The sequence below is a fragment of the Paenibacillus sp. FSL R5-0701 genome, assembly GCF_037973995.1.
Classification (GTDB): domain Bacteria; phylum Bacillota; class Bacilli; order Paenibacillales; family Paenibacillaceae; genus Paenibacillus.
The window spans coordinates 1,971,890-1,995,078 of record NZ_CP150230.1; the positions used below are offsets into that span (position 1 = coordinate 1,971,890).

The 23,189-nt window shown below is 45.8% G+C and carries 20 protein-coding genes; 19 read left to right on the plus strand and 1 reads right to left on the minus strand.

Annotated elements, in window-relative coordinates; translation table 11 throughout:
- Positions 1-163 precede the first annotated feature (163 nt).
- The 14 genes from MKZ13_RS09290 to MKZ13_RS09355 all read left to right on the plus strand — a co-directional run bounded on the left by MKZ13_RS09290 (position 164) and on the right by MKZ13_RS09355 (position 15,069).
- On the plus strand, positions 164-955 hold the full coding sequence (locus MKZ13_RS09290; RefSeq protein WP_260632888.1) for a 3D domain-containing protein: 792 nt from the start codon (positions 164-166) through the stop codon (positions 953-955).
- Between the two features lie 111 nt (positions 956-1,066).
- The gene (locus MKZ13_RS09295) at positions 1,067-1,282 is read left to right on the plus strand and encodes a hypothetical protein (RefSeq protein WP_221822994.1); all 216 of its coding nucleotides are present in this window, start codon (positions 1,067-1,069) and stop codon (positions 1,280-1,282) included.
- 184 nt (positions 1,283-1,466) lie between these two features.
- Positions 1,467-2,495 carry a cell wall-active antibiotics response protein LiaF gene (gene liaF / locus MKZ13_RS09300; protein ID WP_339183524.1) on the plus strand — a complete coding sequence of 343 codons (1,029 nt, stop codon included), beginning with the start codon at positions 1,467-1,469 and terminating at the stop codon, positions 2,493-2,495.
- 3 nt (positions 2,496-2,498) lie between these two features.
- Positions 2,499-3,524, plus strand: a complete 1,026-nt coding sequence (locus tag MKZ13_RS09305) for a sensor histidine kinase (protein WP_091032721.1) — start codon at positions 2,499-2,501, stop codon at positions 3,522-3,524.
- A gap of 18 nt (positions 3,525-3,542) precedes the next feature.
- Positions 3,543-4,205, plus strand: coding sequence for a response regulator transcription factor (locus tag MKZ13_RS09310; protein ID WP_339183527.1), 663 nt, complete (start codon positions 3,543-3,545; stop codon positions 4,203-4,205).
- A gap of 147 nt (positions 4,206-4,352) precedes the next feature.
- Positions 4,353-6,014, plus strand: a complete 1,662-nt coding sequence (locus MKZ13_RS09315) for a trypsin-like peptidase domain-containing protein (RefSeq protein ID WP_339183530.1) — start codon at positions 4,353-4,355, stop codon at positions 6,012-6,014.
- A gap of 174 nt (positions 6,015-6,188) precedes the next feature.
- Positions 6,189-6,878 (plus strand): response regulator transcription factor, encoded by a 690-nt coding sequence (locus MKZ13_RS09320; RefSeq protein WP_076209172.1) that lies wholly within the window; start codon positions 6,189-6,191, stop codon positions 6,876-6,878.
- Position 6,879: 1 nt separating this feature from the next.
- Positions 6,880-8,340: a HAMP domain-containing sensor histidine kinase gene (locus MKZ13_RS09325; protein ID WP_237176203.1), complete on the plus strand. Its 1,461-nt coding sequence runs from the start codon at positions 6,880-6,882 to the stop codon at positions 8,338-8,340.
- A 67-nt stretch (positions 8,341-8,407) separates the two neighbouring features.
- Positions 8,408-9,361 carry a 4-hydroxy-3-methylbut-2-enyl diphosphate reductase gene (locus tag MKZ13_RS09330; protein ID WP_076209170.1) on the plus strand — a complete coding sequence of 318 codons (954 nt, stop codon included), beginning with the start codon at positions 8,408-8,410 and terminating at the stop codon, positions 9,359-9,361.
- A 289-nt stretch (positions 9,362-9,650) separates the two neighbouring features.
- Entirely contained in the window at positions 9,651-10,715 is a 1,065-nt protein-coding gene (aroF, locus tag MKZ13_RS09335) for a 3-deoxy-7-phosphoheptulonate synthase (protein ID WP_221823004.1), read from the plus strand.
- Between the two features lie 413 nt (positions 10,716-11,128).
- Complete coding sequence (glnA, locus tag MKZ13_RS09340; protein WP_074094318.1) at positions 11,129-12,553, plus strand: type I glutamate--ammonia ligase; 1,425 nt, start codon at positions 11,129-11,131, stop codon at positions 12,551-12,553.
- A 397-nt stretch (positions 12,554-12,950) separates the two neighbouring features.
- A complete protein-coding gene (serC, locus tag MKZ13_RS09345) occupies positions 12,951-14,039 on the plus strand; it encodes a 3-phosphoserine/phosphohydroxythreonine transaminase (RefSeq protein ID WP_076209168.1) in 1,089 nt (362 codons plus the stop codon).
- Between the two features lie 140 nt (positions 14,040-14,179).
- Positions 14,180-14,647: a tRNA (uridine(34)/cytosine(34)/5-carboxymethylaminomethyluridine(34)-2'-O)-methyltransferase TrmL gene (trmL, locus tag MKZ13_RS09350; protein WP_076209167.1), complete on the plus strand. Its 468-nt coding sequence runs from the start codon at positions 14,180-14,182 to the stop codon at positions 14,645-14,647.
- 167 nt (positions 14,648-14,814) lie between these two features.
- On the plus strand, positions 14,815-15,069 hold the full coding sequence (locus MKZ13_RS09355; RefSeq protein ID WP_036610032.1) for an AbrB/MazE/SpoVT family DNA-binding domain-containing protein: 255 nt from the start codon (positions 14,815-14,817) through the stop codon (positions 15,067-15,069).
- Between the two features lie 99 nt (positions 15,070-15,168).
- Here MKZ13_RS09355 and MKZ13_RS09360 read toward each other — a convergent pair whose 3' ends face one another.
- Positions 15,169-16,086: a serine hydrolase gene (locus MKZ13_RS09360; protein ID WP_221823011.1), complete on the minus strand. Its 918-nt coding sequence runs from the start codon at positions 16,084-16,086 to the stop codon at positions 15,169-15,171.
- Between the two features lie 473 nt (positions 16,087-16,559).
- On the opposite strand from MKZ13_RS09360, the gene MKZ13_RS09365 reads away from it, so the two are divergent.
- From MKZ13_RS09365 to bglX, 5 genes are all read left to right on the plus strand, one after another.
- Positions 16,560-17,324, plus strand: a complete 765-nt coding sequence (locus MKZ13_RS09365) for an alpha/beta hydrolase family protein (RefSeq protein WP_221823013.1) — start codon at positions 16,560-16,562, stop codon at positions 17,322-17,324.
- An 11-nt stretch (positions 17,325-17,335) separates the two neighbouring features.
- The gene (locus MKZ13_RS09370; protein WP_017689585.1) at positions 17,336-18,295 is read left to right on the plus strand and encodes an ABC transporter permease subunit; all 960 of its coding nucleotides are present in this window, start codon (positions 17,336-17,338) and stop codon (positions 18,293-18,295) included.
- Between the two features lie 18 nt (positions 18,296-18,313).
- Positions 18,314-19,216, plus strand: a complete 903-nt coding sequence (locus tag MKZ13_RS09375; RefSeq protein ID WP_076209164.1) for a carbohydrate ABC transporter permease — start codon at positions 18,314-18,316, stop codon at positions 19,214-19,216.
- Between the two features lie 52 nt (positions 19,217-19,268).
- Positions 19,269-20,864: an ABC transporter substrate-binding protein gene (locus tag MKZ13_RS09380; protein ID WP_307538221.1), complete on the plus strand. Its 1,596-nt coding sequence runs from the start codon at positions 19,269-19,271 to the stop codon at positions 20,862-20,864.
- A 98-nt stretch (positions 20,865-20,962) separates the two neighbouring features.
- Positions 20,963-23,128: a beta-glucosidase BglX gene (gene bglX, locus MKZ13_RS09385; RefSeq protein WP_339183537.1), complete on the plus strand. Its 2,166-nt coding sequence runs from the start codon at positions 20,963-20,965 to the stop codon at positions 23,126-23,128.
- Positions 23,129-23,189 lie beyond the last annotated feature (61 nt).

A 23,189-nucleotide genomic window follows, 5' to 3' on the forward strand; every position in this document is an offset into this window, starting at 1 on the left:
CTATCGGATAACCAGTGCATAAGTTGCGCTGATCACTCTGCATAACGCCTGGATAACATGGGATTGACCTATGTTGTTCAGGCGTTTTTTCGTAGTGTTTGCAGTAAAAAGTATAGATTAATTGCTTTTTGGAAAACCTTTGCAGTGAGGGGGAGGTTATACAATGAAAAAGCAATTCTCAATTCAGAAGAAACATATACGGGGTTTATTGGTTGGCTGTGTGATGTTCGCCGGAATGATGATTAACCTGAATCAGGCGGATGCCTATACATTTGAAGAGGAAAGTACAGTACTGCATGTCGAGAGTCAGAGCAGCGGCATTGAAGGTCCGATTATTGAAAATTCGAGCAAGTCGGATCAAGAATTTCCAGAACAGGTCAGCCATCAATACAGCGATGAGGCCCAGCTGACGACCATGGTGTATATGGCTTTATTGTGGTCACCACAACCAATGCTCATTCCAAGACCTGAACTTCCAGAAAAACAAGTGGCGGATCCGTCTATGCCGGTGCTTGCTCCGCGTTCAGAACAAATCCTGGGTACACAAAAGGTTACAGCAACGGGATATACGGCAGGAGTGGAGTCTACAGGAAAAGGGCCTAAACATCCTCAATATGGAATTACGTATTCTGGTGTCAAAGTACGCCGTGATAAAGAAACGGTCTCCACGATTGCAGCTGATCCAAAATTGTTCCCGATGGGTTCCATTCTGTATATTCCGGGCTATGGCTACGGAATTGTTGCAGATACCGGTTCAGCGATCAAAGGCCATAAGATCGATCTGTATTTCCCGACAACCAAGCAAGTGTACAAAGAGTGGGGCAAAAAGGATGTGGAGGTACAGGTGATCAGGCAAGGCGCTGGGAAATGCACAGAAAAGATGCTCAGCGAGTTGGCAGATGCGATCGACGTGTACAAATCCGTACCGGACTCGTGGCTGGACAAGGCCATATAATTTCACCTGGTCACATGAATAACTGAAGTGCTCTCTTCACATAATATTGACTGGGGACGAACCCCGCGGTGCAGCAATGCAACGTAAATATGAAGAGAGAGGTGATTCGTTGTGGCTAAGAAATCACAAGGACAAGGGTACCAAACGCCAAACGAGAAGTACAATGCAGAGTTTGGAGAAGAGAATGCAGCAGCTAAAGTGAAACAATCCGCTCAAAACAAAGTACAAGATAATTTCCAAACACCTGATGAAAAATTCAATGCCGAGTTCGGTGTAGAAAACACGGGTCAAACAAACCAAGGCCGTGCAGGGAAATTCCAGAAATAATTGAAGATAAAGATTCAGCACCCTGGAGCAGCAGCTCCGGGGTGTTTTACATATGCGGATTTTTTACATAAATATCCTCCCATCTCAGTCTCGAGACCGAGATAACTTCCATCTGCCGCCGCTGTTCTCATTGTTCTGTCTGAGTTACACTGGATACATAATACAGACAAAGGAGACATGAGCGATGAAACGATCGACGCGTGACCGCTGGTGGGTTGGCATACCTCTTATTGCTATTGGTGCGATGATCTTGTTCAGACAATTGGGATATGACATTGATGTAGGATATATTTTCAGAACATATTGGCCGTTATTTCTAATCTGGTGGGGGGTCAAAGGAATCTCCGAGATTCGTCGCAACGGGGGTTACGCCTTTATTGGACCGGTAATTGTACTGGCGATCGGTGGTTACTTCCTAGCCCGTAACCTGGGATGGATTGATTACTCCATGGGGGAGTTCATCCGTTATCTGATTCCGATTATGCTGATTGGCGGAGGATTGTTCGTACTGATTGGGCCACGACGTCGAGATCGGAAACATCATGACAAGATGCAGCCACCTCCAGCAACAGAACAACCATATAAACCGTTGTCCCCTGAGGATCTGGAGATGCCGTCGTCGTTTGACGAACAGTTCGAGAAAACATTTGGCAAACCAAAACAGGAACAGAAGAACGATGCACATGGCCCTCATTTCACAGGATCAACGGATTCATCATCACAAGGGCATCAATATAAGAAGAAACATCAATCGTATAACTCTAACGATACCGGATATGGAGAACATTATGATGATGGGTACGGAAATGGTTATGGGAATTATGGCAGTGGCAATACCATTAATAAATCAGCGTTCATTGGGGATTTGTACATGGGACAAGAAGTGTTCTCGTTGAAACCCATGAACATCTCGGCTTTTATCGGAGATACCGTAATTGATTTGACCAAAGCACAGATTCCATACGGTGAGACGAAAATTGTCATTTCTTCATTTATTGGGGATGTGAAAGTATTTGTTCCAGAAGATATGGATCTGGGTGTGACGGTGACGACTAATTCCTTCATTGGAGATATGTCACTGTTGAACCAGAAACGCGGCGGATTCCTGAGTAGTGCCCAGGCTGAAACTGCCCATTACCATGAAGCAAGCAAAAAGGTACGGATTATTGTAAGTGTGTTTATCGGAGACGTCAAAGTGAATAAGGTGGGTTAACGCATGATTCGAACAATTCTCAAGGCCAATAAATGGGAACTGATGATGTATTTTGCGCTAACCGGTCTAATTACGCTGGGCGGATTCTATCTATTGTATGGAGAGGTGTTGATGGGGGCTGGTCGTCAGCGGGCATGGACCTATGTTGCCGTTGTTGTGCTGGCCACCGTTATCACCGGATATATCGCTGCATTACGACTCCAACGCAAGATCGACCTACTTGATCTCAACATGTTGAAAGTGTCCAAGGGTAATCTGGCGGTGCGTATGCCTGAAGCGGATGATGCTTCGTTTGGTCGTGTCTATCAGGAATTCAATGTCATGATGGATTCGATTGAGAAAAAGATGAGACTGCTTCAGCGCCTTGGTGAGCAGGAAGTCATTGAGAAGGAGCAAGCCTCGGAGCGGGCTGTGCTTGAAGAGCGTAAACGAATGGCAAGGGATCTTCATGACACGGTTAGCCAGCAGCTGTTTGCCATGCATATGTCGGCTTCGTCCTTACCTCGTCTGCTGGAGATGAATCCTGAACATGGCGGTAAAGTACTGGACCAGTTAATCCAGATGTCACATATTGCACAGCGTCAGATGCGAGGACTTATTGCCCAACTTCGACCGGTGGAGCTGGAAGGGCGTGACCTCACCGCAGCACTGGATAGTTGGTTTCCTGATTATTGCAGGCAGAATGGTCTTAAAGGTGTGAAAGAGCTGGAACTGGATGGCGGAATCTCGGATGCCATTGAGCACCAGCTGTTTCTTGTTATTCAGGAGGCTGTTGCGAATGTCGTGAAGCATGCAGAGGCGGGAGTGGTTAGTCTGTCCATACGGGAGAGTGAACATCAGATCAGCATGAGCATCAGCGATGATGGTCAGGGATTTTTGCAGCAAGCGGAGCGTCCGGGTTCATACGGGTTATCTACCATGCGTGAACGGGCGGAGAAGCTTGGGGGGCAAGTTCAGATTATATCAAAGCCGGGAGCGGGAACGACGGTACGGGTATTGATCCCGAAATTTCCGAATGTATCTGAATGAACTAGAGGGGGAGACGCAATGAGTGGGAAAATAAACGTAATGATTGTGGATGACCATGACATGGTTCGAATGGGGCTGAAAACGTATCTGATGCTGGAACCTACTTTTCATGTGATGGGGGAAGCGGGCCACGGGCAGGATGCGCTTGATCAGTTGCGTAAGTTAAATGATAGTGAAATGCCGGATCTGATCCTGATGGATCTGATGATGCCGGTAATGAATGGCGCTGAAGCAACAAAAGCCATCATGACTGAATTTCCAGGGATGAAAATTGTGATGCTCACCAGTTTCCTGGAGGATGATCTGGTTGTGCAAGCGATTGAAGCGGGTGCGGTAAGTTATGTACTGAAGACAGTCTCTGCTGAAGAACTGATCTATGCTCTTCAAGGGGCCTATAGAGGCATGCCTGTTATGACAGGTGATGTGTCGCAGGCGTTAACCCGGGGAATCAGACAACGTACAGCGAGAGAGAGTGAATCGGGTCTGACTGAACGGGAGAAGGAAGTGTTGCTACTTATTGCAGAGGGAAAGACCAACAAAGACATTGGGGAAGAATTACATATCAGTATCAAAACCGTCAAAACACATGTGAGCAACCTGCTGATGAAATGTGAGATGGACGATCGTACACAATTGGCCATCTATGCGCATCGTCAGGGTTGGGTGAAAACGAAAGGGTAAATGCTGTCATGACGGGGAAAAGAATGTATTCTTACGTGCTTTTATCTCCTTTTTAATTGTTTTTAAGGTACGGTTAAGGTTTAAAGTACAAAATAAGAACAGTTAAAGAATATCTCTTGGGAATAAGAGATTGGGAGGTAGAGAGGCATGGACGAACGCAACTATAGATCGAACCGTCAAGACGAGGAAAACGAAACCAAACAAACGGAGAACCGCAATTCTTCCGGAACGGACGAATCCTCCTATTATTATTCTTATGGACCTTTTCAGTCCGTGAATCAGGAAGATACAGCAAATCACATGGGAAGCACTAATCAGCGTGAAGAAGGAAATGTAGAGATTACAAAACCTGATCCGGTGAGACCCGTACCTACTTACTATAATAGTGAATCATCTGAACAAGCGAAAAGATCATCAGGCGGCGGAAACGGCTCAGGTAACGGTGGAGATCAAGGGAATGGCGGCAAAGGCAACTGGAACTATAATAACCGCAAGCCGCGTTCTTCCGTAAGATCACTTCTATTTTCCTTTATTGCCGGTATGCTGGTCATCACTGTTCTCATGTACACAGCTGATAGAACAAACATGTTCACACCGGAGACGGCACTTATGAACACGGACAATCAAAGTTCAGGACAGGAAGCATCCACAAACACAGGCGGAGGCAACAATGTCACAGCGTCGTTACTGCCAACAGGCAAAGAAGATGTGTCTTCCGTAGTAACAAGTACAAGTCCGGCTGTCGTTAAAATTGAAACACTCGCGAAGCAGTCCTCACGTACAGGATTGGGTCAGGGTGGATCGAATACAAGTGATCCGCTGTACCAATACTTCTTTGGTAATGGGGGCGGAACGGAAGGCAATCAAGGCCAAAGCCAGCAACCACAAAGCAGTAATCAGCTTGTGCCTATGGGCATTGGTTCGGGGTTCATTTTTGACAAAGAAGGATATATCCTGACGAATCAACACGTTGTACAGGGTGCAGATGTAATCCAGGTAACCCTGGAGAACAACAGCAAGCCTTATGAAGCTAAACTGCTGGGAAGCAGCTTTGATCTGGATTTGGCTGTATTGAAAATTGAGAAAAACAGTGGTGACGATGCGTTCCCTGTAGCTCCACTGGGTGATTCCAATAGTACTCAAGTCGGTGAGTGGCTTGTAGCTATCGGTAACCCTGAAGGATTCGAACACACGGTTACAGCAGGTGTACTGAGTGCCAAAGAACGTACAATCAGCATTCCAGATGAAGAAACAGGAAAAACACGTGAGTACAGCCATTTGCTGCAAACGGATGCTTCGATTAATCCGGGTAACTCCGGTGGTCCGTTGCTTAACCTGAACGGGGAAGTTATCGGTATGAACGTTGCAGTAAGCGCAGACGCACAAGGGATTGGTTTTGCGATCCCATCAAGTGTCATCTCTGAAGCGGTTAAATATCTTAAAGAGAACAAAGAAGTTCCCAAAGAGCCAGTACCCTTTATCGGTGCATCTTTGATGGCTCTCACACCTGAAGTCGCTAAACAAATGGGAACAGATGTGACCGAAGGTTCAGTTGTAGCCAGCACGATCTTCCAATCGCCGGCTTACCAAGCAGATCTTCGTGCATATGACATCATTACAGGTGCGAACGGTACCCCTTACGCCACAAGTCAAGATCTGATTGATTTTATCAAGAAACAGGAAATCGGCAGTGAAGTGACATTAAACGTGGTGCGTGACGGTAAGAAAATGGATCTGAAAATCAAAATCGGTAACAAAAATGATTTTGATACTTCACAAACAACAGGTACACAACAGCAGCAACCATAAATATCGGTTAAGGATTAACAGAACGGAAGGGTTTGAAGGCCCTTCCGTTTTTTTTGCCCTGATGGAGCAAGGTTACAATGGACCAGTACGGAATGGAGACCGCCTACTTGAAGATGCAGATTGTGCTTCTGCCTGTTACAATGGGATAAAACGTTAGGATAAAGGAGAAAGACCATGCGCTCAACTATTTTGATTGTGGATGATGACGAAAAAATTGTATCCATGCTCCGCCGGGGGCTGGCTTTTGAAGGATATGAGGTACAGACGGCTTCCAATGGAGCTGAAGGCCTCAGCAAACTGATGGACAAGGAGCCGGACATCGTTGTGCTGGATGTGATGATGCCGCAGATTGACGGATTTGAGGTATGTCGCAGATTGAGAGAAGCAGGCAGCAAAGTACCTGTGCTGATGCTGACGGCCAAGGATGAAGTACAGAGCCGAGTGACCGGACTGGACACGGGAGCCGATGACTACCTTGTAAAACCTTTTGCGCTGGAAGAATTATTGGCACGTGTCCGCGCATTGCTGCGCCGCAAGTCTGATAATGGGGGTACGCCGGACAACCGCTTAATGTATGAAGATATCATTTTGGACAATGACTCACGTGAAGTATTGCGAGATGGGCAGCGTCTGGAGCTGACTGCCAAAGAATTCGAACTGTTGAATCTGTTCATGCAAAATCCAAGACGGGTACTGTCCCGTGATCTGATTATGGATAAAATCTGGGGTTATGATTACAGCGGTGAGTCTAACGTGCTTGAAGTGTACATTGCCATGCTCAGACAGAAGACCGAAGAATACGGTGGCAAGCGTCTAATCCAGACCATCCGGGGAGCCGGCTATATTCTGAGAGGTGACTCTTGATATGTCCATCCGGTTAAGATTAACCGCATGGTATTCTGGCATTTTGGCGGCTGTTCTGATCTTTTGGGGCGTTGTAATCTATGCCTTTGTTTATTTTAACTCCTATCAGGAAGTCGAACAGCAATTGAAGGTGAAGAGTACCCGGATTACGGAGCAGATCGGTGTTAATCCTCTTTCACAGTCGTTGGATCTGGACCCATTTACAGAGAGTCAGCTTCAAGAGGCACAAATCTATATTCAACTCTGGGATTATCAGAGTCGCTCAGGCAGGATTTCGGGTAATATGGAGAAATTGCAGATTCAGTTTCCGGTACTAAAAGCCAATGAGATACTTAAAGAGCGTGGCATATCCAAGATCTATGTGGACGGTACACCGTTTCTGGTGAATCAGCTTCCCCTTTCTCTTCAAGGTACCAATGAAGTACGTGGAATTCTTCAGGTAGGAGCCAATGTAAGTTCACAGGAGCGCTTGCTGGAAGCGTTGCTTAATATTTTGGTTTTTGGCTGGCTGGTGGCTATGGCATTGGCTATAACCTCAGGTCTCGTTCTGGCCCGGAAGTCGATGCGTCCGCTCGTGAATGTCATTGATGCCGCGAACCAGATTCAATCGGGAGATGACTTAAGTGTACGTATTCAATATGCGGGGCCAAAGGATGAGATCGGGCGTCTGATTGAAACGGTGAATAATATGCTTGAACGTACAGAATTGTCATTCCGTGGTTTGGAGGAGACGAATGCTGCCCAGCGCCGCTTTGTATCCGATGCATCACATGAACTGCGTACACCGCTGACCACCATTCGCGGGAACGTGGACTTCCTGAAGAAGTTATGGGATCAGGAGGGAACCGACCGACCGAATCTGGATGAGGAGACCGTCAAGCAAATGTCGCTGGAAGCCATTGAAGACATGGCTGACGAGGGAAAACGTATGAGCAGGCTGATCAGCGACATGTTATCGCTGGCGAGAGCGGATACGGGTCAGAAAATTGAACTGAATCCGATCCCGCTGCAGATACTCGTACAGGAAGTGGCACGCAGAGCACAATTTCTGGATCGTCAGGCAGACTGGCTTCCAGGAGATTTTTCCATCCTGAACGGCATTTATGTGAACGGTAGCAAGGACTATCTGCAACAGATGTTATTTATTTTCATCGAAAATGCGTTTAAATACACACCTGAAGGCTCTGTGACGCTGGATGCCGTATTATACAAGGGCCAGGTGGGACTGCGCATCAGCGACACCGGTATTGGGATGGATCGGGACGAAGTGCCGTTCATCTTTGATCGCTTCTATCGGGCAGATGAATCCCGTGGGGCTACACCGGGCATCGGTCTGGGACTTTCAATTGCGAAGTGGATTATTGAGGAACACCATGGATCGGTTGAGGTTGTGACCAGACGTGGAGAAGGAACCACCTTTATTATCTGGTTGCCGGTTGTCTTTGCTCCGCCTATCGAATAAAGGTATAATAGACAGGACTGCAATTACATCGGCAACGTTGCCGAGAAAGAAAGCGGGTGGCAACCAAGTGGAAGTATTACGAATTTCGCCGCGGGGATATTGTTACGGCGTTGTGGATGCGATGGTGCTCGCGCGTCAAGCGGCACGCAATCTGGATTTACCACGACCTATTTATATATTGGGTATGATTGTGCATAACCAACATGTGACGGATTCCTTTGAAGATGAAGGTATTATTACATTGGATGGTCCGAACCGGATGGATATTTTGAGCCAAGTGGAGAGTGGCACGATTATTTTTACAGCTCATGGTGTATCTCCTGAAGTGCGTAAGCTGGCACGGGACAAAGGATTGACAACAGTGGATGCAACATGCCCTGATGTGACCAAGACACATGATCTCATTCGCGAAAAGACAGCAGAAGGTTATCAGATTATCTATATTGGTAAAAGGAATCATCCTGAACCAGAAGGTGCTGTTGGCGTTGCGCCAGACCTCGTTCATCTGATCGAGAAGGAAGAAGAGATCGAAGAACTGAACGTACCTTCAGGCAAGATCCTTATTACGAATCAGACAACGATGAGCCAGTGGGATATCAAACACATTATGAGCCGTCTGCTGGAGAAGTTTCCGGGAGCTGAGATTCATAATGAAATTTGCCTCGCAACTCAGGTTCGTCAGGAAGCTGTTGCTGAACAGGCAGGTCAAGCGGACCTGGTTATCGTGGTGGGTGATCCTCGCAGCAATAACTCTAACCGTCTGGCACAAGTGTCGGAGGAGATTGCGGGTGTTACGGCCTACCGTGTATCCGATGTTTCCGAGATTCAGCAAGAATGGCTGAAAGGTGTAAATAAGGTGGCGGTTACTTCGGGTGCATCAACACCAACACCGATCACGAAGGAAGTCATCCTTTACCTGGAGCAGTATGAACATGACAAGCCGGAGACGTGGGAAATCAAACGTACCGTGAACATGAGCAAACTGCTGCCTCCAGTTAGAGAAAAAACACGTACACCTTAGGCGCAACTAATGTAAAAATAAGTCTAAGTGTATGTGAATTAAAAACGAGATGTGAATGAGAAGAATCCTGTTACGCAGATCCGAATGTCGGAGCCTGTGGAGCAGGGTTCTTTTTGTATATGGATAAGGAATGTGTACCTTGACGCAATAAGAGAACTATGGTATATTCACTTTAACGGATAAAAGCTTAAAAGCGAACAAGCGTTTAAGCGCGACAGAGTTCTTATATTTAATCAGACGCACGTTAAGAAATGATTGTGCTCTCATACAAGGAAGGATGGGAATTAATATGATCGTTATTGCAGGCAAGGCTACACCGGAGGAACAGATTCAGGATATCGTTTCAGTTATTGAAAAAGAAGGGCTTCAGGTGCATATCTCTCGCGGAGAGGATCGTACTATCATTGGTTTGATTGGTAAAGTTGAACCTAAAATGCAAGAGCATCTTCGCCAAATGAAAGGTGTCGAGAATGTCGTGAAAATCTCGAAGTCCTACAAATTGGCAAGCCGCGACTTCCATCCGGAAGATACGGTGATCTCCATCAAAGGTGTAGATATCGGCGGAAAAGAACTTGTTGTCATGGGCGGACCATGTGCGGTTGAATCCGCTGCACAGATTGATGAGATTGCAGGGCTTGTGAAAGCTGCTGGTGGGCAAGTGTTACGTGGTGGTGCATTTAAGCCTCGTACGGGTCCTTACAGCTTCCAGGGAACGGGTGTAGAAGGATTGATCATGATGGCGGAAGCAGGCAAGAAACATGATCTGCTGACCATTACAGAAGTCATGACACCTGAGTATGTGGATATTTGCGCCGAGTACGCAGATATTCTGCAAGTAGGTACACGTAACATGCAGAACTTTGACCTGCTCCGCAAATTGGGTGAGTGTGGCAAGCCGGTATTGTTGAAACGTGGCTTCAGTGCGACATACGATGAGTTGTTGAATGCGGCTGAATACATTCTTGCGGGTGGTAACCCAAATGTTATGCTGTGTGAGCGTGGTATTCGTACGTTTGAATCCTACACACGGAATACGCTGGATCTGTCAGCGATCCCTGTTCTACAGTCTCTGAGCCATTTGCCGGTTATTTCTGACCCGAGCCATGGTACTGGACGACGTGAACTGGTGGAACCGATGACAAAAGCTTCCGTTGCTGCGGGTGCCAATGGCTTGATCATTGAAATGCATACCGATCCGGATAACTCCATGACAGGAGATGGTGTGCAATCCCTGTTCCCTGATCAATTCGCTAACCTGTTGCAGGATTTGGAGAAATTGGCACCAATCGTGGGTAAATCATTCAGCACAGCCAAACAACCGGCAGAATTTTTCCCGGCACGTGTAGGCGTGTAATAAGAATTTCATAATCAAGGTCTGGATCATCATCCGGGCATCTCATCTGGTCTCGTTCATTGCGACGGAATCAGATAGATGCTCGGTTTTTTGCATAATTTGCAGTTTTGAACGTATTTATTAATCAATGGTGATAAGAAACATTTATGATGTGAAGTTTTTCCCATGATTTAGGTTAAAATAGAGGTCGCTTTACCGCATTAAACCAGTTAAATATATATAAATGTAGTTGTTATATGAATTTAAGTTATTTATAAAATGTGAGTATATCTAACATACCTTCAAAAAATACCTTACATAAGTATTGACGATGTCATGTTTTAAAATTTATAATGACGACAGAAAAAAATTCGAATTTAGACATTTTCTTAGTGGGGTTGTTTAATGTTCGGAATATTTGGGAGGACGAATACATGTCGGTTGAAAACGTATTGAAATCAATTCAAGAGAATAACATCGAGTGGGTAGATTTTCGTTTTGTAGATTTAGCTGGTCGTGCACATCACATCTCGTTGCCAGCTTCGGCTGTTGATGCAGACACGTTCGTAAATGGAGTAGCTTTTGACGGTTCTTCGATCCAAGGTTTCCGCGGAATTGAAGAGTCTGATATGGTTATGATGCCAGACCCTGAAGCGACTTATGTCGATCCGTTCACTGCACACCCTACATTGAATGTTATGTGTGATATCTTCACTCCGGATGGCGAGCGTTATGAGCGTGACCCACGCAGCATCGCTGTTAAAGCAGAAGCTTATTTGCAAGAGAGCGGTGTAGGTACAGCGGCATTCTTCGCACCTGAATCCGAGTTCTTCATCTTCGACGATGTACGTTATGAGAGTGGCACGAACAGCTCTTCCTACTATGTAGATTCCGAAGAAGCCTCATGGAACACCAACCGTAAAGAAGAAGGCGGAAACCTGGGCTTCAAAGTTCGCACTAAAGGTGGATATGTTCCAGTAGCGCCAGTGGATACACAGCAAGATATTCGTAGCGAAATGTGTCGCCTTTTGGAAGAAGCAGGCCTGTCGATCGAGCGTCATCACCATGAAGTGGCGACAGCGGGTCAAGCCGAAATCAACTTCCGTTTTGATACACTGAAGAAAACAGCAGATAACCTGCTTGCATACAAATACATCGTGCACAACACTGCACGTCAATATGGTAAAGTAGCAACATTCATGCCAAAACCATTGTTCGGTGATAATGGTAGCGGAATGCACGTTCACCAATCTATCTTTGATGGCGATTCCCCATTGTTCTATGACAAAGCGGGATATGCTAACCTGAGTGAAATGGCTCTGCACTACATCGGAGGTATCCTGTACCATGCTCCGGCACTGATCGCTTTGACTAACCCTAGTACAAACTCATTCAAACGTCTTGTACCTGGTTACGAAGCACCAGTAAACCTGGTTTACTCCAAAGGTAACCGTTCCGCGGCAGTTCGTATTCCGGTTGCAGCTGTGACACCAAAAGGTTGTCGTATCGAGTTCCGTACACCTGACTCCACAGCTAACCCGTACCTGGCATTCTCCGCAATGCTGATGGCTGGTCTGGATGGAATCAAACGCAAAATCAACCCAACTGAGCTTGGATATGGTCCGCTCGATAAAAACATCTATGACCTGTCTGATGCAGATAAAGAAAACATCCGCAGTGTGCCAGCTTCCCTCGAAGAAGCACTTGATGCATTGGCAGCTGATAACGAGTTCTTGACTGAAGGCGGCGTATTCACAAAAGAATTCATTGAAAACTACATCAACCTCAAACGTGATGAAGCAAAAGCAGTAGCGATCCGCATTCATCCGCACGAGTACAGCCTTTACTTCGACTGCTAATCGGTCGGGGTCGGAACAGTTCTTGTTCCAACTTAAAGCCTCCGGGACACGCTCTCGGAGGCTTTTCCTTGAATTAAACAATGTAGTGCTTTAACTTTGCAGGGTGATAAAGGAATTTGATGACCTGAATTCAACACTTCAGTGCATATTGCCCTTGAAGCAGATAGAGAATACTGATATCATAGCGATAATATTTACTTTGAGTGCATTTTGCACAAATCCATAGAGCGACTTTCAATAAGTAAGATATAGATCAAAATGATTCAATTTGTCTATACGTTGGTTGGATCAGGATGCTTCTTCCTGTCCAACTCTTATACCCGTGAGCGATTCTAATCGAATTGTGCAAAATGCTGTTTGTATGTCAGAGTTACGGATGGAAAGGGCGGGGGATTTTGTGACAAAAAGAGCGTATAACTTTAATGCAGGACCTGCGGCGTTACCACTTGAGGTACTGGAGCGTGCACAGGCGGAGTTTGTAGATTTTCGTAATACAGGCATGTCGATTATGGAGATGTCTCACCGTGGAGCGGTGTATGAGTCTGTACATAATGAAGCTCAGGAGCGGTTGTTGTCGCTTCTAGGCAATCCAAAAGGATACAAGGTTCTCTTTCTGCAGGGCGGTGCAAGCACTCAGTTCGCGATGTTACCAATGAACCTGCTCGGTGCAGGGCAGACTGCAAGTTACGTGATGACTGGCAGCTGGGCCAAAAAGGCTCTGTCTGAGGCGAAGTTGATCGGCGAGACGCATGTTGCTGCATCTTCAGAAGCAGAGAAGTTCATGAAATTGCCGGATGTTTCGAATCTGAGTTTGCCCGAACGTACGGCTTATGTACATCTGACTTCCAACGAAACGATCGAAGGTACGCAATTCAAATCGTTCCCGGATACCGGTTCAGTACCTCTGATTGCGGACATGTCGAGTGATATTTTCTGTAAACCATTTGATCTTAATCAGTTCGGCATGATCTACGCGGGTGCGCAGAAGAACCTGGGTCCATCCGGAATTACGGTTGTCATTGCCCGTGAGGAACTGGTGAGCGAATCGCCTAAAACGATTCCAACCATGCTTCGTTACAGCACACATGTAGATAACAATTCCCTGTACAATACGCCGCCATCCTTCTCGGTATATATGGTGAATGAAGTATTGAAATGGATTGAAGAACAGGGCGGACTGGCTGGTATTGAGCAAAAAAATACGAAAAAAGCGGAATTGCTCTATAACACAATTGACGCTTCAGGCGATTTCTACCGTGGTTGTGTGGAAACAGAGGATCGTTCCCTCATGAATGTAACCTTCCGTCTTGCTTCTGAGGAACTGGAGAAAAAGTTCATCAAGGCTTCGGAGGAAGAAGGATTTGTAGGTCTGAAAGGACATCGCAGTGTGGGTGGTCTCCGTGCCTCCATTTATAATGCTGCTCCTTATGAGAGCGTTAAGGCACTGACAGACTTCATGAGCCACTTCCAGAAGACAAATGGATAATTAAGTATAGGTACGGTGTAATGGACCTTTGTGTCTAATCCTGTGCCTTACCAGAGCCTTCCACATTGACGTGTGGAGGGCTTTTCTTTAAGATTAGAGGGTTGTCGTCAACATGAAAATGAAAAGGAGATTGAACACATATGGCTTTACACATCGTTCTGGTTGAACCAGAAATTCCGGCGAACACAGGCAATATTTCTCGTACTTGTGCGGCAACCGGTACCCATCTGCATCTCGTACGTCCACTTGGATTTCGAACAGATGATGCTACATTGAAGCGTGCAGGGCTGGACTACTGGCATGCTGTTCATATTGAATACCACGACTCATTCGCTGAGGTTCAGGAAAAATTTCCGGAAGGTCGTTTCTTCTACGCAACTACGAAGGCGAAAAACCGATACAGTGATTTTAATTTTCAGGATGGAGATTTCCTTGTTTTTGGTAAAGAGACTAAAGGCCTGCCACCTGAATTAATTGCTGCGAATCCCGATACATGTATGAAAATGCCAATGACTGGTGACGTTAGATCATTAAATCTATCCAATTCGGCAGCAATTATTGTATATGAAGCGTTGCGCCAGCTCAATTTCCCAGGGTTAGAAGGATAAATTCAGGTTATAAATGACGGCTAGAATTCGAAAAAAAAACATTTTTCAAAAAAAAGGACAAAAAATGTTTATTTCCAGCAGGATTCGACAAAATCTTGGCGAATCTATAAACATAGTACAAATGTACCTAGAAATTTAGAGTAAGATAGGAGAGGTGTGCCGTAGCTATGAAGCCAGCTGGAGTAGTTCGCAAAGTTGACCAATTAGGTAGGATCGTATTGCCTAAATCTTTGCGTAAAAGGTATCAAATGAATGAGGGAGATCCTGTAGAAATCTTAGTACAAGGGGACCATATTATCTTGGAGAGATATCGTCCAAAATGTATTTTCTGCGGATCCATCGAGGAAGTCAACGAGTTCAAAGAGCGTTACATATGCGCACAATGTTTAGATGAAATGACTCAGCTTCCACAGCACGGATAAGAAATAACGTCATGGGGTCCATTGACCCCGTGGCGTTTTTTTGTTTTATTCTCAATCGGATGGCATAATTGCAAATTTAAATAAGATAAGATACGTAGACTAACCCTTGGTGTAAAGGGGTAAAACCGCATTCCAAACGGCATTCAGGATGCCTTGCATATTTTCTTCCTCACTGTTAATACATATGACAGCTTCCTTAGAGGGAATTACAATACACAATTGACCATAGGCTCCATCGGCGCGGTAAGCGCCATGAGAACACATCCAGAACTGATACCCATAACCTTTTCCCCAATCACCGTCTCCAGTCGTTTCGATCTGCTGGGACGTAGCCTGTCTGATCCAATCCGCAGGTACAAGCTGTGTGCCTTCCCAAAGCCCCTCCTGCAGCAGTAACTGTCCAAATCGACTCAGTTCCTCATTGCTTATCCAAAGACCTGCACAGCCAAGTGTTACCCCCAATGGAGAGGTTTCCCACTCTACTTCATGGATGCCAAGCGGATCAAATAACCGTGGAGTCAGGTAATCTTTCACGGTTTGACCGGTAGCAGCCTGTAGCATGGCTGAGATCATAAATGTATCCCCGCTGCTATATGTAAATTGTTCTCCAGGTAACCGGTCCAGAGGCAGCGACATGTAATATTTCGCCCAGTCCTTTTCAGTCAATGAAGCTCGTTCATCAGCCCAAAGAGGGGGAGAGTCATGGCCCGAAGACATTCGGAGAAGATCACGCAATTTTAATTCTTGCGGCGATGGGAGTTTGTGCTGTGCAACGGGTACATGATCATAAGAGAAATAATCACCAAGTGTCGCATCCAGATGTAACAGACCTTCTTCAAGCGCAAGACCAACGGCCATACACGTGAAGGATTTACTGATGGAATGTTGTACCCTGCGCTGGTCCTTATCCCGGTCCCAATGGGCAAGCAGATGCCCTTTTTGTAATATGCGAATGGAAAAAACATTCAATTGTTGCTCCGTAATCGTATGAATGAAACCTTTGAGTTGTTCAGACATATTAACCTCCCTAATATCAGGTGAAACCTGAGTAAAATCGGTTGGTGAAACGTTTCCGTAATTCGAATGCAAAATCAGAACCCATGTTAGTATAAACCTGGTTTGGTGTCAATTAAAGTTGTAATCGCACTTACTAAATTTTCATTTTTTCGTAATAATAGTGTCTTTGGACGCAGATTTAGACTTAAAATAGCATTTTTTCGAGAAAAAAACGCGAAATTTGTAAAAAGGTTATTGACAGGATTTACTCATCGGGCTTATGATTTATTCGAAACGATTCGAAGAAATCGCTTCCACATTAAAAGTGTTGTAATGAAGTCCATGTGGATCAACGTTGGCTATGTTTTGAAACGATTCGAGAAAATCGTTTCGATAACCCATCGTAATACAAGGGAATCTACAACAGCCTGCAATCCAACGCCAGAGAAACGAATGAGTAAAGACAGCAGGCGATGATGAGAGGGGTTACATTTATGGCACATATAACGATCGAAACTGGATCGCCAACCTTATGCATGAATACCAGCATACATGTTGTGTCCAGTGACTCCGGAGAGACTTCAGGCGGTACACTATATCTGTTGCATGGGGCAGGCGATAATGCGAGTACCTGGCAGCGGTTAACCACAATTGAGATGTATGCAGCGCAATATGGCTGTACGATCATTATGCCGGAAGCGAATCGTAGCTATTACACCGATATGGAATACGGCCTGAATTACTTCCACTACATCACTCAGGAGTTACCTGAAATATGCAAGCGTCTGCTCAATCTGAATCCTGATCCGGAGAAAACATACGTCGCCGGTTTATCCATGGGTGGATATGGTGCACTGAAATGTGGACTAACTTATCCAGAGCGATATCGCAAAGTAGTGTCCCTATCCGGCGTAACGGATATCCAGACACGACTTCGTGATCCTCATATGCCAGCGACCATGATCAAGGAAATGAAAGCGGTTTTTGGAGAACGTTTACAGGTAAAAGCCGATCAGGATATTTACGCACTGTCGGCCAAGCTGCTGGAACAGGGTGTTCCTTTACCGGATATCCTCAGTTGCTGTGGCGATAGTGACCCCTTCGTAGAGATGAATCGCGACTATGCGAGATACATGCAGGGGACTGCCTTTGATTTTCGGTATGTGGAGACGCCGGGGGCTCATGAATGGAGATTTTGGGAGCACCACCTGAGAACGATGTTTGATTTTCTGTACAACGACAAGACCATAGTAGAGTGAGGAGATGCAATGTGAAACCTGCAGCCGAAGGACCTAGCAAAAAGCTGAAGGGAAACGTGAAGGGCAATTCGCTCTGGACTGAAATCTGGAAGCACCGAATGACATACACCCTGCTTATTCCGGGGCTTGTCTGGCTAATTCTGTTTGCCTACATGCCGATGGGTGGCCTGTCTCTGGCATTCAAAGATTACAAGGCCAATCTGGGCATCTGGGGAAGTCCATGGAGCGGATTCGAGAACTTCAAATATGTTTTCCGTGATCCAACCTTTATCGACGCAGTATGGCGTACGCTGTACATCAATATTCTGAAACTGATTATTCAGTTCCCATTCCCGATCATTCTGGCGCTGTTGCTGAATGAATTGCGGATGCGCAGAGGAAAAAAATTGTTCCAAACCGTTCTTACGTTCCCACACTTCCTGTCCTGGATCATCGTATCCGGGGTAGTCATCAATGTGCTGGCATATGACGGACTGGTAAACAGCGCGCTCGGACTACTCGGATTGCCAACGATTAACTTCCTGGGGTCTGAATCCAATTTTGTACCCATGTTGCTGTTGACTGATATTTGGAAATCAAGTGGATGGGGCGCGATTATATTCCTGGCTGCCATTTCCGGTATTGATCAGGATCAGTATGAATCAGCACAGATTGACGGGGCATCCCGTATGCAACAGATGTTCAAAATTACTTTACCGAACATCCTTCCAACCATCACAATCATGTTTATTCTCTCGGTTGGTGGATTGATGTCTTCCGGATTTGATCAGATCTTCAACTTGGCAAATGCCGCTACCAAAAATGTATCGGAAGTACTCGATGTATATATCTATCGGATTACGTTCCAGTCATCTACCGATTTCTCATTCTCGACAGCGGTCAGCTTGTTCCGTTCCCTGGTGAATATGGCCTTGCTGCTTCTTGCTGACAGATTTGCCAAGTGGCTTGGCGGAGACGGTTTGTTCCGATAAGAGAGGAGGAAAAATGAGATGAGCAAGAAAGCTAACAAAAAACCGAGAATTGGTACAGAAAAAATGACACTTCTCGATTACATTATTTTTGCCGTATTACTAGTGCTTGCCCTGATGATCCTGATTCCGTTCTGGAATGTCATCATGATCTCGTTTGCAACACAAAAAGAATATGCTGACAATCCATTTTTGATGTTCCCTAAAGAATGGACATTGGATTCCTACAAGGCATTGTTCGCTGACGGAACGATTCTGTCGGGGTACAAAAATACAATTATATTGCTAGTTATCGGCTTGCCACTCAGCTTGTTCCTGACAACAAGCATGGCATATGGGCTTAGTCGTAACAAATTTCCGTTTAAGAAATTTCTCTTTTTCCTGGTACTGTTCACCATGATCTTTAATGGTGGTATCGTACCGCTGTACCTGATCATGAAATCACTTCATCTTACAGGTACCCTGTGGTCCGTCATTCTGGCGGGAAGCTTCAGTGCTTTTAACATGATTCTGATGATGAATTACTTCTACACCTTGCCTGAATCACTCATGGAATCGGCGAGACTGGATGGAGCCGGAGAGTGGAGAATTTTGTTCTCTGTTGTTCTTCCGCTGGCTACACCGATTATGGCTACAATCACGTTGTTCTACGGTGTGGCTTACTGGAACAGTTGGTATGATGCGATGATATTCCTTCGAAAAGCGGATCAGTTACCGCTCCAGAATGTACTCCGAAATATTATCGTGACATCTACGACGAATGCATCCAATGCATCCAGTGTGGATGCTGCCCAGGCAAGCAACTTCTCAATGGGCATGAAGATGGCAGCCGTATTTGTCACCATGGTACCAATTATGTGTTTCTTCCCAATGCTGCAAAAACACTTTGCCAAAGGGGTATTAACAGGGGCAATCAAGACCTGATATACGTATAGGATTTTGCAATAAAATTCTACTAAAAACATGGGGGTAAAACATGAAAACGAACAAAAAGTTGTCAGTAAGAGCTCTCTTTGCCATCACGCTTAGTGTAGTGATGCTGATGGTGACCGCTTGTTCCAGCCAAGGAGCTTCAGGTGGTAACGAAAAAGATGCAGAGGGAAATTACAAAGACAACCTGACCATCTCTGTAGCTAACCTGACAGAAATCAAAAACGGGAACCTGGATAATGACTTCCATAAGTTCTGGACAGACAAATTCAATGTAACATGGGACTACAACTATATTGATTGGGATTCATGGGGCGAGAAGCTTCGTCTGTGGATCAACTCTGGCGACTTGCCGGATGTAGCGGTATGGAACTACGTACATGGCGATGCCATTAACAGCATTGAACAAGGTTTGTTCTACAAATTCCCGGATGACTGGAAAGAACGCTGGCCTAACGTCGCAGCAGCTTACAATTTGACGGGTCTTGGAGACAAGTTGGAAGAATTGACGGGTGGAACATATGTCCTGCCTAGACCAATCTACTTCGAGAACAAACCAGCTGATCCACTGACGAACCAAATTGGTGTCATTGCGCTTCGTAAAGACTGGGCTGAAGCGGTTGGTTTTGAACTGAAAGATGCTTATACAACAACCGAATTGAACGAATATGCTGCGCTAGTGAAAGAAAAAGATCCAGGCAAAGTGGGTAACAAACTTGTACCTCTGTCCTACAATGCGGCAGATGCCATGACAAACATGATTATGCCCAACAGTGTGCATGCCATGACTGACTCTCCTTTCTACAAAGGTGAAGATGGCCAATTCCACTGGGGACCAGCAGATCCTGAAACGCTGACAGGACTTAAATTGATGCAAAAAGCCTATAAAGACGGACTGCTCAATCCTGAGTTCTACACATGGAAAAACAATGAAGGTCAAAACAATTTCAAAGTAACCGGTACAGCTGCTGTAACAAGTCTGGGCGGACTGGCTTCGTACAGACAAGGTCTGGATTCCGATATGAAAAAAAATCTGGGTGTAGATAGTGATGAACTGGTACACACAGCAATCGTAGTAGGTGATGACGGTAAATACCGTAACATGGAGCAAGCCAACTTCTGGTCTGCATTGATCTTCAATCCAGACATCAGTGACGAGAAATTCGAACGGATCATGGATCTGATCGATTACTCCGCAACAAAAGAAGGACAGTTGCTCATCAACATGGGCTTTGAAGGAAAAGATTGGAAGTATGATGAAAACAACGAACTCGTTAGCTTGTTGCCAGAAGGAACGGTATTGGAAGATAAATATCCAGCACGTTTCGAAGGTCTGTATCTGCTCGGTGACGACTTCAGTGTTGTAAACCCTGCAATCAAAAAAGATTACCGTGATAGAGCCGTGAAATTGTTCGAAGAAAAAGCAAAACTTGGTACAGAAGGCAAATCGCTTGCACCATACGATTGGGATGTCAATCTGTACGATTCCAAAGCTAAGAGTCAGGCTTCATTCGACTACCAGAATGAATATGCCAACTTGATCCTCAAAAACGGAGATCTAGAGGCAAACTGGAAAGAATGGGTAAACAGTAAAATGTCCCTGGTTCAACCTTATCTGGATGAGCTAAACGATAAATTCTAGTAATCATTCAGTAATTAATTTTGAACCCGGTGCGCGGTCTCTCCCCGAACGCAGCCGGGTTCTTTATTTCAACAACTTATAGTGGAGGATACGATTAGATGAATAACGACCAGTTGTTAGACCTGGTGAAACAGATGACGTTGGAGGAAAAAACAGCACAACTTCTTCAGTTGACTGCCAACTTCTATGAAGGAACGAATGTGGAAGGTCAGATCACAGGGCCAATGGAAGAGATGGGAATTACGGAGCAGTCCGTGGATGCCAGTGGGTCCATTCTGGGATTGTCCGGTGCGCAGGCTATCATTGATGTACAGCAAGCTTATATGAAAAAAAGCCGTTTGGGCATTCCGCTTTTGTTCATGGCTGACGTAGTTCATGGATTCAAAACTATTTTCCCGATTCCACTGGCGATCGGTTGTTCATGGGACACAGAACTGGCTGAGAAAAGTGCTGAAATTGCAGCACGTGAATCAGCTGTATCCGGTTTGCATGTTACCTTTGCACCGATGGTGGATCTGGTTCGTGACCCACGCTGGGGCCGTGTGATGGAAACAACAGGAGAAGATCCTTATCTGAACAGTTTGTTCGCGGCTGCGTTTGTACGTGGATATCAGGGCGATAGCTTGAAGGATGAGCCAGATCGTCTTGCAGCCTGTGTGAAACACTTTGCGGCTTATGGAGCGGCTGAGGGTGGTCGGGATTACAATACGGTGGACATGTCTGAGCGTAACCTGCGTGAGTACTATTTGCCAGCATACAAAGCAGCGTTGGATGCGGGCGTGGAAATGGTCATGACTTCGTTCAATACGGTTGACGGTATTCCGGCAAGTGGCAATGAGAAGTTAATGCGCGGCATTTTGCGTGACGAGTGGGGCTTTGATGGTGTATTGATCTCGGATTGGGCTTCCATTCGCGAGATGATTGCGCATGGTGCTGCAGAAGATGATCGTGAAGCGGCATATCGTGCCATTCGCGCAGGAGTAGATATGGAGATGATGACACCTTGTTATGTGCATCATTTGCCTGAACTGATTGAGAGTGGTGAAGTGGATGAGAAGCTCATTGATGAAGCCGTTCTGCGAATTCTGCAACTGAAAGAAAAGCTGGGCTTGTTCGATAACCCACTTCGTGCAGCTGATCCTGAACGTGAACGTGAGATTGTATTCTCCAAAGAGCACTGTCAGGTATCGTATGAACTGGCAACCAAATCGGCTGTCCTGTTGAAAAATAATGGCAGCGTGCTTCCACTTCAACCTGATGCTAATGTAGCCCTCATTGGTCCTTTTGCACAGAGTCCTGATATTCTGGGCTGGTGGTCCTGTGAAGGGGTTAAGGAAGATGCAGTCAAGTTGGGAACAGCTCTGCAAGAACGCCTGACGGGTGGGAAAGTTCAATTTGCTCAAGGCAGTAATGTTCATACGATTACAGCTGAGCAGATTGCCGAAGCCCTGGAAGTGGCAAGCAAAGCAGATCTGATTGTCCTTGCTCTTGGTGAAGACTCCGAGATGAGTGGAGAAGGTGGCTCACGCACGGATATTCGGCTGCCAGCAGCCCAATTGGAATTGGTTAAACAGCTCAAAGCAGCGGGAAAACCGATTGCCAGCGTTATCTTCAACGGCCGTCCATTGGATCTGCATGGTGTAATCGATGAATCGGAAGCTGTTCTTGAAGCCTGGTTCCCAGGTAGTGAAGGCGGAGCAGCGATCGCAGATGTTCTGACAGGTGTGGTGAATCCATCCGCACGTCTGACGATGTCCTTCCCGCAGTCCGTAGGTCAGATTCCGGTCTATTACAACCATTTCAATACAGGTCGTCCACTGAACCCGGAGAAGACGGAAGAACGTTATGTCTCCAAATACATTGACAGCCCAAATGAAACTTTGCTTCCGTTCGGTTATGGTCTCTCATACACTTCGTTCTCTTATGGTGATCTGGAAGTGTCAAGTAACGAGATGACTGCCGAAGAGTCCCTGAGCATTCAAGTACGTGTAACGAACACGGGTGAGCGCGCAGGCGTGGAGACCGTTCAGTTGTACGTTCGTGATGTAACGGGTGAAGTCGTTCGTCCTATGCGTGAGCTGAAAGGATATGTGAAGCTTGCACTGGCGCCAGGCGAGAGTGGTACAGCCACGTTTACATTAAACGAAGAACAGCTTCGTTATCACCATTCCGACTTAAGTCACCGCAGTGATCGAGGCGAGTTCCATATTCTTGTGGGTGCAAACAGTCGGGATACTCAGAAGAAATCATTCAGACTTGTTTAATCCGGTGAATGGAAAGAGTAATGTGTCAGGCCTTTTGTTATGGAAGGCCTGATGAACATAA